The organism is Streptomyces sp. NPDC000878 (genome assembly GCF_053599695.1).
Map to the genome: position 1 here is coordinate 52,456 of NZ_JBSFMT010000035.1, position 16,391 is coordinate 68,846.

The window sequence follows — 16,391 nt, forward strand, 5'->3', positions numbered from 1 at the left end:
GCAACCTGCGCTTATTCGACGCGGGTTGACCTACTCGTGGCTCGCGTCGGGGTGGCGTCGCACCGGCCAGGGTGCGCAGGCAGACGAAAGGCGAACGGCGATGGCTCCGCCCTCCCTCCCCCAGCCACTCGGCCGACTGCCCAGGGACAGGCTCGCCGGCGGCCCCTCCAAGTACTCTCCGCAGTCGGGCATGTTCGCTCTGCCCGCGACGCCCGTCTCCGTGGGCGCGGCCCGCCGGAAGGTGCGCGACCTGCTCGACACCTGGGGCGTCGGCGCCGACACCACCGACAACGTCCTCCTGATGACTTCCGAACTCGTCACCAACGCCCTCACCCACACCGCCAGCGAGCGCGTCGTGTGCCGGCTGCGTCTGTCCGCCGGGCGGCTGCACATCGAGGTCGAGGACGAGAACCGCGGCGGGACCCTGCCGGCCCAGCGCATACCCGGCCCCGACGAACAGTGCGGACGCGGACTCCTGCTGGTCGGCATGCTGAGCAGCGACTGGGGCGTCCGCGACGCCCCGCACGGCTCCGGACGCATTGTCTGGGCCGAACTCCCGCTAGAGGAAGCGGAGGTGACGGACGCCACTACTGGCCCGGCGGCATCACCCTCCGTCGCGGCATCGTCCCCCGGCTCGGGCTCGCCCTCCGCCTCGACCTCGACCTCGACTTCGCCCCCCGGTTCGGGCTCGCCCTCCGGCTCGGGCTCAGCTTCCGGCGAGACCTCTGCTCCTGCCGAGAGCACGACCTCCGTGACCGCCGAGCCCCCCGCCCCACCTGCCGCGCCCGACGCCCCGGCACCGGTCAGACCCGACCCCGTCTTACCCCCGACGCCACCCGCCGCCCACGCGGCACAGGTCGCAGCACCGGCTCCCTGGCAGCCGCCGGCCCCGCACCGCACCCGGCCCGTCCCCCACTCGGCCGAAGGAACCGCCTCACATGGACCGTATGGAACAGCAGCGCCGCACCACCCCCCGTACTCCCGTTCCTGACCCGCGCCCGCTCGGCCCGGTCACCCACCTCACGCTCCCGCCGTTCTACGCACCTCCCGCAACAAAGTCCCGGCGTGAGCGCCTCGGCATCCCTGACGCCCCCGGTGATATCCGCCACGGTTCGGCAGCGCCCCAAAGGGGCGCGGGGAACTGCGCGACCAGCCACGACGGCGCCGCAGCGAACCGACAAAACCTCGCGGCGACCGCCGCGCTCGGCTGCGACGCCGTCGGGACGCCCCGTGAGCACGGGCAGCGGATCATGGACAGCCTGCCCCGCGTCGGCTGTGTCTTCGCCGACGACCAGCGCTGGTGGTGGATCGTGCCGTCCGGCTCCCACGTCGGAGTCACCTGGCCGCCGAGCACCCGCTACGCGATCGGCGCCCAGCTCGCCGACCCGTCCTGGACCCGGACCCGACCGGCGTCCCCGTCCGTCCGGCCCCGGCTGATCCACAGCCCCGAGGACGGCTCTCCGTACACCCCGCCGATACCGCTGTACTTCCTCGCCTGCCGACTGGCCGGCAGCGTTCCGAGCTGGTCGCTCGGCACCGGCGGCTGATCCCGCCAACTCCCTTGCGAATCCCCTGAGGCGAAAGGCCTCGGGGGATCTTGACGGCACAAATGTTACCGGTAACATCGATGCCGTCCCCGCACCGGAGCGAGGACGAGTCAGCCGCGTTCTCGACCACAGGTGACGGGAGTCCACGTGACCGACCAACCGACGGGACGACCGACGGTCACCGAGCGACACAGCACTCCCGGCAACCCGGCTGCTCCCGTCTTCAGCCCCGCCGCCGTGGTCGCCTCCTGCGTCGGCTTCGTGCTGATCGGGGCCCTCCAGGCCCTGTACGGTCCGGCGATCCCGGCCTTCCGCGACGAGTTCGGGCTCTCCCCGTCGGCCGCCGGTCTCGGGCTGAGCGCCCACTTCGTCGGCGGGGTCGCCGGAGTGCTCCTCTTCGACCGGCTGTACGTCCGGATCGGCAACCGGCGTGTCCTCGGCAGCTCGTACGTCCTGATGGCCGTCGGCGCCGCGGGCTTCGCGCTGGCGCCGAACTGGCCCGCCGCGCTGGCCGCCGCCCTGCTCGCGGGGCTCGGCTTCGGCGGTATCGACTACGGCCTCAACCAGCTGTTCGCGGTCGGCTTCGGCAACCGTTCGACGGCGATGCTGAACATCCTCAACGCCCACTTCGGCATCGGCGCGATCCTCGGCCCGGCGCTGATCGGCGCGGTCGGCTCGGAGCACTATCCGGCCGTTTTCCTCGCCTTTTCCCTCGCCAACCTGCCCCTGCTGCTGTGCCTTCGGGGCGTACGGGAACACGTACCGCAGTCGACCCCCGCACCCGAGTCCGGCGCCCCCGGAGGGCAGGTGCTCGCCCGCAGCCTGGGCTCCGTACTCGGTGTCTTCGTCACCCTCTATGTCCTGCACGTCGGCATCGAGGCGGGCGTCGGCGGCTGGGAGCCGACACACCTGGAGACGGTCGGATACGGCGCCGGAGCCGCCGCCACGGCCACCTCCGTGTACTGGCTGATGATGACGATCGGCCGTTTCCTGGTCGCGCCGCTCGCCCTGCGCTACTCAGCCCAGTCGATCATCGCGGTGTCCTGCGCCGGTATGACCGTCTGCCTGCTGCTGGCCGCGATACCCGGACTCGCCCCCTACGCCTACGCGGGCGTCGGCCTCTTCATCGCGCCGATCTTCCCCACCGGGCTCCCCTGGCTGAACCGGGCCGCCCCGCGCGCCCGGAGGGCCGGTGCCGTGGTCATCGCCGCGTCGATGGCCGGGGGAGTGGCCGCCGGACCGGTGCTCGGCAAGGCCATCGAGTGGTCCGGCGTACGGGCCGTGCCGCTGCTCCTCGGCGGGGTCTCGGCGCTGTGTCTGGCGGCCACGGCCTGGCTGATCCGGGCGACTCGGGCCCACTGAATCCCCCTCTCAGCACCCTCGCTCACCAACCACCTCCAGCGAACCGGCTGGAGTCCACGAACCGAAGGGAAGCCCCCGCATGCCCGCCCTGACAACGACGTCCGACGGTTTCCTGCTGCACGGCGAGCCGTTCCGGATCATCTCCGGCGCGATGCACTACTTCCGCGTCCACCCCGACCAGTGGGCCGACCGGCTGCGCAAGGCCCGGCTGATGGGCCTCAACACCGTGGAGACGTACGTCCCCTGGAACCTCCACCAGCCCGAGCCCGGCACCCTCGCCCTCGACGGCATCCTCGATCTGCCGCGCTATCTGCGGCTGGCCAAGGCGGAGGGGCTGCACGTCCTGCTGCGGCCAGGCCCGTTCATCTGCGCCGAGTGGGACGGCGGCGGGCTGCCCTCCTGGCTCACCACCGACCCCGACATCCGGCTGCGCTCCAGCGACCCCCGTTTCACGGGTGCCATCGACCGCTATCTGGACCTCCTGCTGCCGCCTCTGCTGCCCTACCTCGCCGAGTCCGGCGGTCCCGTCATCGCGGTGCAGGTGGAGAACGAGTACGGCGCGTACGGCGACGACGCCGCGTATCTCGAACACCTCGCGGAGGCCCTGCGCTCGCGCGGGATCAGGGAGTTGCTCTTCACCTGCGACCAGGCCAACCCCGAGCACCTGGCGGCGGGCAGCCTTCCCGGGGTGCTCACGACCGGCACCTTCGGCAGCAAAGTCGCCGCGTCCCTGGAGCAGTTGAGAGCGCATCAGCCCGAAGGGCCCCTGATGTGCGCGGAGTTCTGGATCGGCTGGTTCGACCACTGGGGCGAGGAGCACCACGTCCGGGACGCGGCCGACGCCGCCGCCGACCTGGACCGGCTGCTCTCCGCGGGCGCGTCCGTCAACATCTACATGTTCCACGGCGGCACCAACTTCGCCTTCACCAACGGCGCCAACCACGACCACGCCTACCAGCCCATGGTCACGTCCTACGACTACGACGCCGCCCTCACCGAGAACGGCGACCCGGGACCGAAGTACCACGCCTTCCGCGAGGTGATCGCCCGGCACGCGCCCGTCCCCGACGAGCCGGTACCCGCGCCGAGTCGCAAACTCCCGCCCATCGGAGTGGAGTTGGGGCAGCAGGTGCCTCTGCTGCCCAACGTTGGGCTCCTCGCCAAGCCCGTGCGCACCGAGGAACCGGCGACCATGGACGAGCTGGGGCTGCGTGCCGGGTACGTCCTCTACCGCACCACCGCTCCCCTCTCGGGCGACGGGCTGCTGCACTTCGCCGGCGGAGTGGGCGACCGGGCTCAGGTGTTCGTCGACGGCGCCCCCGTCGGCGTACTCGAACGCGAGCGGCACGACGAGACCCTGCCCGTCCGGATTCCCTTCGCCGGAGCGGCAGTTGACGTGCTCGTCGAGAACATGGGCGGGGTCAACTACGGGCCGCGCATCGGCTCCCCGAAGGGCCTTCTCGGGGCGGTCACCTTCAACGGCACCGCCCTGCACGGCTGGGACAGCCACCCCCTTACCCTCGACGACCTCAGCGCACTGCCCTTCGTGCCCTCCGACGCGGCCCCGGCGACCCAACCCGCCTTCTACAAGGGCACGTTCGAGGTCCAGGCCCCCGCCGACACCTTCCTGTCGCTGCCCGGCTGGACCAAAGGGCAGGCCTGGATCAACAACTTCCACCTCGGCCGTTACTGGAACCGTGGCCCGCAGCGCACCCTTTACGTCCCCGCGCCCGTACTGCGCCCGGGCGCCAACGAATTGGTGCTCCTTGAGCTGAACGCCACCACCTCCGCGCAGGCGCTGCTCACCGACACCCCCGACCTCGGACCGGTGAAACCGTGACCCACCACTCCCTCCGGGTCCCCGCGCCCGCCGGACCCCCGCTCACCGGCCACCTCCCCTTCGCCGACGCGCCGGGAGCCGTCGACCCGATCGAGGTGACCAGCCGTTGGTTCACCCGTGGCGGACGCCCCTGGTTCCCCGTCTCCGGCGAGTTCCACTACTCCCGCTACCCGGCCGGGGAGTGGGAGGAGGAGCTGCTGAAGATGAAGGCCGCCGGGGTGACGGCAGTCGCCAGCTACCTCATCTGGATCCACCACGAGGAGATCGAGGGCCGGGTCAGCTTCGACGGCGACCGCGATCTGCGCCGCTTCGCTGAACTCTGCGCCCGCCACGGCCTCGACTTCATCCCGCGCATCGGGCCCTGGAGCCACGCCGAGGTACGCAACGGCGGCCTGCCCGACTGGCTGCTCGCCCGCACCCACGCACCCCGCACCGACGACCCCGCCTATCTGGGACCCGTACGCGGCTGGTTCGCGGCGATCGCCGAGCAGTTGAAGGGGCTCGACCGGGCGCACGGCGGCCCGATCGTCGCCATCCAGATCGAGAACGAGCTGTACGACCAGCCCGGCCATCTCCTCACCCTGAAGCGGATGGCGCAGGAGGCCGGGCTGAGCGCACCGCTCTGGACCTCGACGGCCTGGGGCGGGGTCCGACTCCCGCCCGACGAACTGCTTCCGCTGTACGGCGGCTACACCGAGACCTTCTGGACCGAGTGGGACGGCGGCTGGTCCGACACCTGCCGCAAGCACTTCTTCTTCACCCACCAGCGCGACGACGAGGGCATCGGCTCCGACCTGCGCCCGACACACGTACGGGGCGGAGAACCGGCGCCGACCGACCGATTCCCCTGGGCCACCTGTGAGTTGGGCGGCGGGATGGCCGTGGCCTACCACCGCCGCCCACGTGTCGACGCCGCCGACATCGGCGCGCTCGGGCTCACGAAGATCGGGTGCGGCTCGGTCTGGCAGGGCTACTACATGTTCCACGGCGGCACGAATCCCGCCGGTGAGCTGACCACCCTCCAGGAGTCCCACGCCACCGACTACCCGAACGACCTCCCTGTCCTGACGTACGACTTCCAGGCGCCGCTCGGCGAGTACGGGCAGTACCGGCCCTCGTACGACGAACTGCGCCTCCAGCACCTGCTGTTGGCGGACTTCGGCGAGCGCATCGCACCCATGGAGTCCGTGCTGCCCGAGCGGCAGCCGGCCGGGCAGGACGACCGGGAGACGCTGCGATGGGCCGTGCGCAGTGACGGTGACTCCGGTCTTCTCTTCGTCAACAACCATCAGCCGCACGAGCCGTTGCCCGACCATCCGGACACGTCGTTCACGGTCGGGTTTCCGGAAGGGCCCGAACTGACCGTGCCCAGCGCGCCGGTGACGGTTCCTCAAGGTGCCTATTTCTGCTGGCCGTTACGGCTCGACGTGGCCGGACTGCGGCTCGACTGGGCCACCGCTCAGCCGGTGTGCACGGTCGACGTCAACGGACGTACCGTCCTGGTGCTCGTCGCCACGGACGGGATTCCCGTCGAACTGGCCCTGGATGTCCGGACGTTGAGGTATGTGCACACGCCCATGGGGAAGGTCGGGTCCGCCGACGGGCGCTTCCTCGTCACCGGGCTGCGGCCCGGGACCGATGCCCTCGTCGAGGTCGGCACGCTGGACGGCGGACAGGTCGGCCTGCTGGTGCTGGACGCGGCGACGGCCCGTACCGCCTACCGGGGTGTGGCCTGGGGCGCCGAGCGGCTGGTCCTGTGCGACGCCGGGGACGGGGTCGTCTTCGACGAGCCGGCCGGGGAGGTGCGGTTGCACAGCTCGGCGGCGGAGACCTCCTTCGCCGTACTGCCCGCGCCCGGACGGGCTCCCGGCGAGAACCTGGCCGTGACCGCCGACGGGGTGTTCACCCGCTACACGCTCCCCACGGGTGGCGACTCGGGCACCCTCGACGTCTCTCTCCTCCGGGCCGCCGGACCCGCTCCCGACATCGTCACCGGCGTACAGGACCGGGCCAGTGCGCCCGCCGACAAGTACTTCGACACGGCTGCCGCCGAGTACCTCATCGACGTACCGGACGAACTCCCGCGCAGGGGAACGCTGTTGCGCGTCCACTGGACCGGAGACGTGGCCCGTGCCTACGTCGGGGACACGCTGGTCGCCGATCAGTTCTACGCGGGGCGGGTCTGGGAGATCGCCCTCGACCGGATCCCGGACGGCGCCCTGCGCGTGAAGGTGCTGCCGTTCGCCGCCGAGACACCCGTGTACCTGCCGGTGCCCGCACCGGTGGGGGAGGCCGGGATCTCGCGCGTTGAATGGGTCACCGTACGGACTCAGGTGATCGTCGTGTAGGTCCCGGTCGGTGGTGAGCGTCGCCCGGCGGCCTATCCTGTGGGCCAGCCGGGCGGGGCACGACCGCCACCCACGGGACGAAGCCGAAGGAAGCATCCCCATGACCCGAAGTGCCGGTGGCGGCGCCGCTCCCAAGGGACGCAGCCGGCGCAACTTCGCGGGAACGCGGCCGGTGATGGACGACGTGGCGCGGCTGGCCGGTGTCTCCAAGCAGACCGTGTCGCGGGTGCTCAACGACAACCCCGCCGTGCGGGCCGAGACCCGGGAAGCCGTCCTCGATGCCATGCGCTCGCTCGGGTACCGGCCGAGCCGCAGCGCGCGTTCGCTGGCCAGCGGGCGGACCCGGATGCTCGGGGTGATCTCCTTCGACGCGGCCCGCTACGGGCCCGCCTCCACACTCACCGCGATCAACACCGCGGCCCAGGAGGCGGGTTACCTGGTCAGCTCCATCGCCCTCGACACCGCCGACCGGGACACCGTCGTCCAGGCCGTGGACCGGCTGTCGGCGGAGGGCGCCGACGGGGTCATCGCCATCGCCCCGCAGCGCCGGGTGGGCAAGGCGCTCGCCGAGGCCCACCTCGACACCCCCCTCGTCGTGATGGACAACGCCCTGGGCGACGACACCCCCATGGTCACCGCCGACTCCCGGGGCGGAGCGCGCGCGGCCACCGAACACCTGCTCGACCTCGGCCACCGTACGGTCCGGCACATCGCCGGGCCGACCGGCTGGACCTCCGCCGAACGCCGGGCCGCGAGCTGGCGCGAGACCCTGGAGAAGGCCGGGGCCGAGGTGCCCGAGCCGCTCGTCGGCGACTGGAGCGCCGACTCCGGCTACGAACTGGGCCGGCGACTCGCCCGCGATCCGGACGTCACCGCCGTCTTCGCCTCCAACGACCAGATGGCGCTCGGCGCGCTGCGCGCCTTCCACGAGGCCGGCCGTCGGGTCCCGGACGACGTCAGCGTCGTCGGCTACGACGACATCCCGGAAGCCGCCCATCTGCTGCCCCCGCTCACCACCATCCGCACCGACTTCCAGGAGATCGGCACGTGTTCGCTGCGGCTGCTCCTGGCGCGGATCGACGGCCGGGCGGACCCGGACACGGGCCTTGTCACGGTCATCCCGGCCCACCTCATCGTGCGGAGCAGCACGGGCCCCGTACGGGCCTAAACTGGCCCGGTGGTAACAGGTACGGGCAGCTCCGGTTCCGACGATCCGTCCGCCGAGGTGCTGGCGGAGGCCGCCGGGGCCTTCGGGCTGCTCGCCTCACCCGCCCGGCTGCACATCGTGTGGGCGCTGGCGCAGGGCGAGAGCGATGTGAGCGGGCTCGCCGAGCGGGTCGGCGGCGCGCTGCCCGCCGTGAGCCAGCACCTCACCAAACTGAAGCTCGCCGGGCTCGTCCGGTCGAGGCGCGAAGGGCGCCGGCAGGTGTACTTCGTCGACGACCCGGACGTCGTGACCGTCGTACGGCTGCTGGTCGGGCGGCTGACCGACCGCGCCGAGCACACCCCCGTACGGCACCTCCGTGGAGTCTGATCTTCGGACGCCGCACCGACTCGACGACTTCCCGCGCGGTCTGACCGACGACGAGGCCGAGGCGCGGCTGGCGGACGTCGGGGAGAACGTGGTCCCGGCCGCCCGTCCGATCCGCCGGCCCGTCCGGTTCGTACGGAGTCTGCGGGACCCCTTCACCGCCGTACTGCTCTGCCTCGGGCTCGTCTCGGCGGGCGTCACCGCCTGGGGGACGGCCTCGGTGATCGTGTCCCTGGTCGCGGTCAGCTGTGTGCTGCGTGCCTCGGGCGAGCATCGGGCGGAACGTTTCCTCAGCGGGTTGCGCGAGCTGGTCGCCGGTACAGCGACCGTCCTGCGCCGCCCGGCGGCGGGCGGGCCGCCGCTCGCCCGGGAGATCCCGGTCGCCGAACTCGTGCCCGGCGATGTGATCCGGCTCGGGCCCGGTGACCTGGTCCCGGCGGACGTACGGCTGCTGCGCGCGACCGGGCTGACCGTGCGCCAGGCGCCGCTCACGGGTGAGTCGACGCCGGTGGCGAAGGGCGTACGGCCGGATGCGGCGGACCGGGGCGTGTTCGCGCGGCCCGAGCTGTGCTTCCAGGGCAGTGCCGTCGCCTCGGGGAGCGCCACCGCCGTGGTGGTGGCCACGGGGGCGCGTACGCGGTTCGCGGGCGCGCATGGTGAAGCCGTACGCCGGGAGGGGAGCGCCTTCGACCGGTCGCTGCACGGGGTCTCCTGGGTGCTGATCCGGTTCATGCTGCTCGCCCCGCCGCTGGTGCTGATGGCGAGCGCGGCACTGCGCGGGCAGGGGCCCGAGACGCTGCCCTTCGCCGTCGCGGTGGCGGTCGGGCTGACGCCCGAGATGCTCCCCGTCGTCGTCAGCACCTGTCTGGCGCGCGGGGCCTCGGGGCTCGCCCGAGCCCACGGTGTCGTGGTGAAACGGCTGCCCGCGCTGCACGACCTGGGCGCGGTCGACGTCCTGTGCCTCGACAAGACCGGCACCCTCACCCGGGACCACCTGGTCGTCGAACGCTCGTTTGACGCCGGCGGCCGGGACGACCCGGAGGTGCTCGACTGGGCCGCCACGGCCGCCTGGTGGACCCTCCAGCTGGCCGAACCGCCCACCCCGGACGCCCTCGATGAGGCGCTGCTGACGGTGGCGGGGCCGGTCGGGGAGCGGTACGACGGGGTGGCGGCGCTGCCCTTCGATCCCGTGCGGCGACTGGCCACGGCGGTGGTACGAGGGCGGCTGGGCACCCATGTCCTCGTCGTCAAGGGCGCGGTCGCGGACGTCGTCGGGCGGTGCGCACTGGACCCCGTCGAGCGGGAACGGCTCCTCGCGCGCGCCGACCGGGAGGCGGCGAGCGGGCTGCGGCTGCTCGCCGTCGCCACCGCCGAGCGGCCCGCACGCACCCGCGCCTGGACCCCGGCCGACGTACACGGCCTGACCTTCCGGGGTTTCGTCGCCCTGCGGGACGACCTCACGCCCACCGCGGCCCCGGCCCTGCGCGATCTCACCGCACTGGGCGTAGGGGTGAAGGTCCTCACCGGCGACCATCCGGGCACGGCCGCCCGCGCCTGCCGCGACCTGGGCCTCGACCCGGGGGAGGTGGCGGAGGGCGTGGAGGGCCTTGAGGACGCCGAACTGGCGGATCTGGTCCGGCGTACGACCGTCTTCGCGCGCTGCACGCCGGCCCACAAGGCCCGGATCGTCGCCGCGCTGCGGGCCGATGGTCACACTGTCGGCTTTCTCGGGGACGGGGTGAACGATGTGCCCGCGCTGGGTGCCGCCGATGTCGGGATCGCGCCGCGCGACGCCGTCGACGTGGCCCGTGAGAGCGCCGATGTCGTCCTCGGGGAGAAGGATCTCGCCGCCGTCGCCCACGCCGTCACGGCCGGGCGGCTCAGCAGCGGCAACATCGCCACGTATCTGCGCGTCACGCTCTCCTCGAACCTCGGCAACGTCGTCGCCATGCTCGCCGCCGGGCTCCTGCTGCCCTTCCTGCCGATGCTCCCGGCCCAGGTCCTCGCGCAGAACCTGTGCTTCGACGCGGCCCAACTGGCGTACGCGTACGACCGTCCGGCGCCCGGTGTCCTGGCCCGGCCGACCGTCCTGAGCCCCCGCGACCTCCTCCGCTTCCTCGGTGTCTTCGGCGCGCTGAACGCCGTCGCCGACCTCGCGACCTTCGCCGTGCTCGCCCTCGCGCTGCACGGGCCCGACGCCCTGGACGACCGGGCCGTCTTCCACTCGGCCTGGTTCACCGAGAACCTCCTCACCCAGGCCGTGGTGATGCTGCTCCTGCGCGGCGGGGGCGGGGGCCGGGGCGCGGGAGTCGTAGGGCGGGCGGCCGGTGCGCTCGCCGCCGTCGGGCTGCTGCTGCCCCTCTCCCCGGTCGGGTCCTCGCTGGGGCTGGTGGGGCTGCCAGGGCCGTACTACGCGGGGCTGGTGGTCGTGCCGGTGCTGTACGGGGGTGCCCTCGCCGTCGCTCGTCGGCGGCGAGGGGCCGGTCGGCCGTAGGGCCGGTTCAGCCGTAGCTGAGGTTCGAGCAGGGGTTGTCGTCCGCCGAGCGGGCTCCCGCGGCGACGTCCTTCGGGACCGCGGTGGGTGTCGGCGAGGCAGTGGCTCCGGCCTGGTACGACTCACCGACGACCACGTTGACGCCGTCCGCCGTCACCGGCTGGAGGGCGGCGCCGGGGAAGACGCGGGCCACCGTCTGGGCCTCGGACTTGTGGTCGGGGCCGTACTCGATCACCGTCGTCGCGTGGTCCTGGCTGTTCGCGGTCGCCGTGCCGGTGACCGTGAAACCGTCGGCGGTCAGCTCGGCGGCGGCCTTCGCGGCCAGGCCGGTGACGGTGGTGCCGTTGTAGACGGCGACGGCGATTCCCTTGCCGGACACCGGAGTCGGGGTCGCCTTGGGGCTCGCGCTCGGCGAGGCCTTCTTCTTGCCGCTCGCGTCCTTGCCGTCCAGGGTGCGGTCCGCCTTGAGGGCGGCCCAGAGGTCACTCGCGTCGGGCTCGACGATCGCCACGCGCGCACCCTCGTACCGCCAGGGGATGGTGACGAACTTCGTGTTGTGCAGGTCGATGTTCTTCAGCGACATCGCGAAGGAGATCAGCTTGTCGGCGGAGCCGAGACCGGGGTCCACGGTCAGCGACTTGGTGGCCGCGTCGGCGAGGGGGAGCAGCTTGGTCGGGCTCAGGCCGTTGTTCTTGACCTCCTTCATCAGGCTTGCCACGAAGGCCTGTTGGCGCTTGATACGGCCGATGTCGGAGCCGTCGCCGATGCCGTGCCGGATCCGGACGTAGTCCAGCGCCTTCTGGCCCGAGACCCTCTGCTCGCCCTTGTCGAAGAGCAGCTTGCCGCGCGTGGGGAGCTTGGGTCTGAGGTCACGTTCGTACACGTTCTGGGGGAGGCACACCTTCACCCCGCCCACCACGTCGGTCAGCGCGGCGAAGCCCTTGAAGTCGACGACGACGGTGTGGTCGACGCGCAGCCCGGTGATGCTCTCGACAGTGTTCTGTGTGCAGGCGGGGTTGCCCTTCTCGGTCTCGCCGACCGAGTAGGCCTGGTTGAACATCGTGTCCGGCTGGGCGGTCGTCCACTTGCCGTCGGGCAGTTTGCACGGCGGGATGGTGACCAGGGTGTCGCGGGGGATGGAGACGGCGACGGCGTTCTTGTGGTCGGCGTATATGTGCAGCAGGAACGCGGTGTCGGAGCGGCCGATGTCGTTGACGTCGCCGCCGCCGAGCGCGGCGTTGCCGTCGTTGCGCGCGTCCGAGCCGATGACCAGGACGTTCTCGCCCTTGGACGAGCCCTCGGCGGGGCGGTCGTCCGAGAGGCCGCCCGCGTCGAAGGTCTTGATGTCACCGTCCAGCTTCAGATAGACCCAGCCTGCGCCGGCCGCGACGAGCAGCAGGAGCGAGAGGCAGATCCCCAGTGCCAGCCGTCCACGCCGCCCCGACTTGCGCCGCCGGGTGCCCCCGGCGGACCGGTGTCGTGCTGGTACGGCCCGCCTGCTGGTGCTGGTGGTCATCGGCGCCCTTCTCACGTCTCACCTTGGTTGTACAGTTGCGCAAAGTGGCAACTGTTATGTGTGACGAAGGAAAGGGCTGTGAGGTTGTGCTCCGAAACGGACTGGAACCCTGGCATCTGCTGATCGTGGCGATCGTCTTCATCGTGATGTTCGGCTCGAAGAAGCTGCCGGACACCGCGCGTGCGCTGGGCCGCTCGATGCGCATCCTCAAGAGCGAGGCGCAGGCTTTGAAGGCGGACGGCACGGTGAACGGGGCGGCGGGGGAGGGTTCTTCGCAGGTGGACGAGCCGGTCGTCGACCGTCGGGAGCCTGCCGTCGATCGGTAGGATCATCCGCATGGCCGCTTCCGAACCGACCATCCTCGCGACCTCCGGCGGACACCGCACCGGCGGTCGGACCATGGTGTCGTTCAACGCCCTCGTGCATCACGCCGTCGATCTCTCCGGGGCCCACGGCCGCAGGCCGCGCGTCCTGTACGTCGGTACGGCGATCGGGGACGCCGAGCACTTCGCGGCGCGCATGGGTGAGGCCGCCCGGGTCGCGGGCTTCGACCTCACGCCGCTGCATCTCTTCCCGATGCCCAACGTCGACGACGTCGAGGGCACGGTGCTCGAACAGGACGTCGTCTGGGTCATGGGCGGGTCGGTCGCGAACCTGCTGGCCGTGTGGCGGGTGCACGGACTCGACCGGATCATGCGGCGCGCCTGGGAGGCCGGCGTGGTGCTCAGCGGCGTGAGTGCGGGCTCCCTCTGCTGGTTCAGGGGCGGCACCACCGACTCCTTCGGTCCCGAACTCCGGCCGCTCACCGACGCGTTGGACTTCCTGCCGTACGGCAACGGGGTGCACTACGACAGCGACGCGGGCCGCCGCCCGCTGATCCACAAGCTGGTCGCCGACGGCACCCTGCCCACCACGCACTGCACCGACGACGGGGTCGGCCTCGTCTACCGAGGGACCGAACTCGTCGAGGCGGTCGCGGAGTTGCCGGGCAAGGGTGCCTACGTCGTCAGATGCGAAGGGGAGTCGGCGGTGGAGGAGCGCATCGAGCCGCGCAGGTTGCCCTCTCCGGTGTCTTCCTGACCGTCGTCCGTTGCCGCCGCCTTGGATTCCGGGGTCGTCTGCGCCGCCATGACGGCCTCGCGCTCCCGCTTGGCCTTGCGCCGCTGCCTGCGGCTGACCTTGGGTTCCTGGTCCGGGAGCCAGCCGAAGGCCATGCAACTGCCCACGACTCCCAGGGTGAGGCCCACGAAGAAGCCGCCCAGGTTCGAGGTGACCCATGTGCCCAGCGTCAGCAGGACACCGACGATCGAGTAGAACAGGCGTTGTGCGGGGTTGAAGATGATCAGCAGCCCGCACACGATCATCAGCGACGGCAGCAGATAGCCCGCCAGACCCTGCATACCGATGTGCAGGACGACCTTCAGCGACACCTTCATCGTGACCAGGATCTCCGCCCCGCCCAGGGTGAGCAGCACCCCGGCCAGGAACGGACGGTCGGCCCGCCAGGATCTGAAGGCGGGCCGAACCCCCTGCCGTATGTCGGCCGACATCAGCAACCCGACTCGCTGAAGCTGAGCTTCAGCCCGGGCAGCTTGAACACCGCGGCCGTGGTCGCGTAGTTGGTCTGCCGCAGGTTGGCGATGTGGACGGTGTCCGCCTGCTGGCTGAAGACACCCCGCGGACCCTTGACGCCCGCCTTGGTGAGCGTGCTGGCGTCGTTGCCGATCTCGATGTTGTCGAACGACGCGTTGCCCGACAGCTCGGTGGAGTCGGTCGTCAGGTCGGTCGCGGTCACCGGAGTGCCGCTGCTGCCGGCCTTGATCAGCAGGTTGATGCCGCCGAGGTCGACGCTCTGGCACAGCTTGGTGAGCGACGCGCTCTTGATCGCGGAGGTGATGACCAGCACCTGACCGCCGGTGTCACCCTCGTTCGGGCTGTTCTCGATCATGTGGTCGAGGCCGCCGAACTGCTCGAAGCCGGTGCCGTTCAGCTCGGTCGCGGTGACCACGAACGGCATGCCGGAGATGGCGAACTGGACGCCCAGAGCGCCCTCGGCGGTGAGCACCGCGAGCGTCGCGGCGATCAGGGTGGCCGGCACCGCCATGATGGCGGCGCGGCGTCCACGGACCCGCCCGCGTCGTTCGGCGCCCTTTCCGGCACCTTCGAAGAATTCGGACACGTTGGAGGATCCCGAGCCCCCGGAGCCATCGGAGGCGTTACCGCTCTCCGGCTGCTCGGGGTTGGATCCGGCGGACGACGAGGCGTCCGAGGACGAGGCCATGGCTGCTCCCAAGTGCATAGTCAGTACGTCAATGCTGGTCGGGCTTCAGTGGCGCGTTGTCCTGGCGCGGACAGCGGCTGCGGCGTACGCCTCCTCGCAACTCCCGGCGGTTGCAAGGCCTTTCATGGTTACGCCCCAGTAGCCGCCGAGGAAGTTACCCGTGGTTACTTTGGAGGGTCAAGGGAGTTGTGAAAAAAGGGTGCGGATTATGCGTCACCTGTGGCTTCACGGAGTGATCGAGGGTCGTTCGGGGCGTCCGAAGGGGTCTCCGAGGGCCCTTTGAGGGGTCTCGTGCGAGCGCCGCAAGGGTTCGGAGGGGCGGGCGGAAACCACGGGAAAGTTGGATCGGAAACATCAACTTCCGTTCCGCACCTTGACGTTGACGGTCCCTCAGGTTTAGAACTGCCGTGGTTTCCCCGGATCCGTGGCGCCGGATCCGCAGCGGTGCGAGCCGCTCTTCCCGGACTCATCGCTCATTCCGAAGTCCGCCTCCGAGGCGACGGCGCGGCCATTTCCCCCCTGGGCCGTCGCCGGGTCGCCCTGTCCCGCCCGGTCCGGCCAGGAAGCCTCCCTCCAAGCCTTCCTGCCGGTCACCGGCCGGTTGTCGTTGCCGGTCCGTCACGTACGGAGAAGGCGTCACGGGCCGGCGACGGCTCCTTTCCCGCGCCCTTCAGGTTTTCCCCTGCCCTTCAGGCGTTCGGCGCGCGTTCCCACGCGTACTTCCGCATGCCCTGACCCCCCAGACACCACCCCCCACCTCACCCCCAAAGCACCCCCCAACACCCCCAGTTCCAGAAAGAGGCACCCGCATCATGCGTACTCGCACTCGCTCCGCCCTGGCCCTCGCCGCCGCTGTCGTCGGCCTCTCCGTCGCGGCGGTCACCCCCGCGTCCGCCGCCGACACCGTGCTGACCGTCGGCAGCGCGGCCGGTGACGCCGTCGCCGTGGGCGACGTCCTCAGCGCCTCCCTCGCCTCCGGCACCACCGCCACGCTCTACTCCAGCGCGACCGGAACGAGCGGCGTCAGCTGCGCCGCGTCGACCTTCACCGCGAAGGTCGAGACCAACCCCGCCGCTTCGGGCACGGCCACCGAGTCGGTCACCGCCCACACCTTCGGTACTTGCACCAGCAACGTCCTCGGTGTGCTCGGCGTGACCAGCGTGACCGTCAACAACCTGCCCTACACCACCTCGGTGACCTCCGACGGCACGGTCACCGTCACCCCGGCCTCGGGCTCGACCATCCAGACGACCGTCGTGCTGAGCACCCTGCTGGGCAGCATCAACTGCGTCTACCAGGCGCCCAGCCTGACCGGTACGTCCAGCAACACCGACAACAGCATCAACTTCACCAGCCAGGCGTTCACCAAGTTCTCCGGTTCGTCGCTGTGCTTCAGCAGCGGCTACTTCACCGCCAAGTACGCCCCGGTGCAGGATGTGACGCAGGGCAACGCCACGGTCTTCGTCAACTGA

At 71.2% G+C, this 16,391-nt stretch carries 14 protein-coding genes; 11 read left to right on the plus strand and 3 right to left on the minus strand.

The annotated features are described in order from the left end of the window. The first annotated feature begins 100 nt into the window (after positions 1 to 100). The 8 genes from ACWDR4_RS27825 to mgtA all read left to right on the plus strand — a co-directional run bounded on the left by ACWDR4_RS27825 (position 101) and on the right by mgtA (position 11,122). Positions 101 to 991, plus strand: a complete 891-nt coding sequence (locus ACWDR4_RS27825) for an ATP-binding protein (RefSeq protein ID WP_450412749.1) — start codon at positions 101 to 103, stop codon at positions 989 to 991. Beyond that, positions 939 to 1,547 carry a hypothetical protein gene (locus ACWDR4_RS27830; RefSeq protein WP_450412751.1) on the plus strand — a complete coding sequence of 203 codons (609 nt, stop codon included), beginning with the start codon at positions 939 to 941 and terminating at the stop codon, positions 1,545 to 1,547. Before ACWDR4_RS27825 ends, ACWDR4_RS27830 begins: the two co-directional genes overlap by 53 nt. Positions 1,548 to 1,694: 147 nt before the next feature. Next, positions 1,695 to 2,909 (plus strand): MFS transporter, encoded by a 1,215-nt coding sequence (locus ACWDR4_RS27835; RefSeq protein ID WP_450412753.1) that lies wholly within the window; start codon positions 1,695 to 1,697, stop codon positions 2,907 to 2,909. Positions 2,910 to 2,988: 79 nt separating this feature from the next. Next, positions 2,989 to 4,749, plus strand: coding sequence for a glycoside hydrolase family 35 protein (locus ACWDR4_RS27840; protein WP_450412755.1), 1,761 nt, complete (start codon positions 2,989 to 2,991; stop codon positions 4,747 to 4,749). Next, entirely contained in the window at positions 4,746 to 7,097 is a 2,352-nt protein-coding gene (locus tag ACWDR4_RS27845; RefSeq protein ID WP_450412757.1) for a beta-galactosidase, read from the plus strand. The genes ACWDR4_RS27840 and ACWDR4_RS27845 overlap by 4 nt, the downstream gene beginning before the upstream one ends. 100 nt (positions 7,098 to 7,197) lie before the next feature. After that, positions 7,198 to 8,265 (plus strand): LacI family DNA-binding transcriptional regulator, encoded by a 1,068-nt coding sequence (locus tag ACWDR4_RS27850; protein WP_450412759.1) that lies wholly within the window; start codon positions 7,198 to 7,200, stop codon positions 8,263 to 8,265. A gap of 9 nt (positions 8,266 to 8,274) precedes the next feature. Continuing rightward, positions 8,275 to 8,631 carry an ArsR/SmtB family transcription factor gene (locus tag ACWDR4_RS27855; RefSeq protein ID WP_450412761.1) on the plus strand — a complete coding sequence of 119 codons (357 nt, stop codon included), beginning with the start codon at positions 8,275 to 8,277 and terminating at the stop codon, positions 8,629 to 8,631. Continuing rightward, positions 8,621 to 11,122, plus strand: a complete 2,502-nt coding sequence (mgtA, locus tag ACWDR4_RS27860; protein WP_450412763.1) for a magnesium-translocating P-type ATPase — start codon at positions 8,621 to 8,623, stop codon at positions 11,120 to 11,122. The genes ACWDR4_RS27855 and mgtA overlap by 11 nt, the downstream gene beginning before the upstream one ends. A gap of 7 nt (positions 11,123 to 11,129) precedes the next feature. Here the strand turns inward: mgtA and ACWDR4_RS27865 are convergent, their stop codons facing one another. Then, positions 11,130 to 12,638 carry an LCP family protein gene (locus ACWDR4_RS27865; RefSeq protein WP_450412765.1) on the minus strand — a complete coding sequence of 503 codons (1,509 nt, stop codon included), beginning with the start codon at positions 12,636 to 12,638 and terminating at the stop codon, positions 11,130 to 11,132. Between the two features lie 86 nt (positions 12,639 to 12,724). Between ACWDR4_RS27865 and tatA the strand changes: the two genes are divergently transcribed. Then, positions 12,725 to 12,964, plus strand: coding sequence for a Sec-independent protein translocase subunit TatA (tatA, locus tag ACWDR4_RS27870; protein WP_450412767.1), 240 nt, complete (start codon positions 12,725 to 12,727; stop codon positions 12,962 to 12,964). Between the two features lie 10 nt (positions 12,965 to 12,974). Then, positions 12,975 to 13,718: a Type 1 glutamine amidotransferase-like domain-containing protein gene (locus tag ACWDR4_RS27875; RefSeq protein ID WP_450412769.1), complete on the plus strand. Its 744-nt coding sequence runs from the start codon at positions 12,975 to 12,977 to the stop codon at positions 13,716 to 13,718. On the opposite strand, the gene ACWDR4_RS27880 is transcribed toward ACWDR4_RS27875, so the two are convergent. Then, the gene (locus tag ACWDR4_RS27880; protein WP_450412771.1) at positions 13,637 to 14,188 is read right to left on the minus strand and encodes a DUF6114 domain-containing protein; all 552 of its coding nucleotides are present in this window, start codon (positions 14,186 to 14,188) and stop codon (positions 13,637 to 13,639) included. The genes ACWDR4_RS27875 and ACWDR4_RS27880 overlap by 82 nt on opposite strands. Beyond that, the gene (locus tag ACWDR4_RS27885) at positions 14,188 to 14,919 is read right to left on the minus strand and encodes a DUF6230 family protein (RefSeq protein WP_450412773.1); all 732 of its coding nucleotides are present in this window, start codon (positions 14,917 to 14,919) and stop codon (positions 14,188 to 14,190) included. The genes ACWDR4_RS27880 and ACWDR4_RS27885 overlap by 1 nt, the downstream gene beginning before the upstream one ends. A gap of 812 nt (positions 14,920 to 15,731) precedes the next feature. Between ACWDR4_RS27885 and ACWDR4_RS27890 the strand changes: the two genes are divergently transcribed. Continuing rightward, entirely contained in the window at positions 15,732 to 16,391 is a 660-nt protein-coding gene (locus ACWDR4_RS27890; RefSeq protein ID WP_450412775.1) for a Tat pathway signal sequence domain protein, read from the plus strand.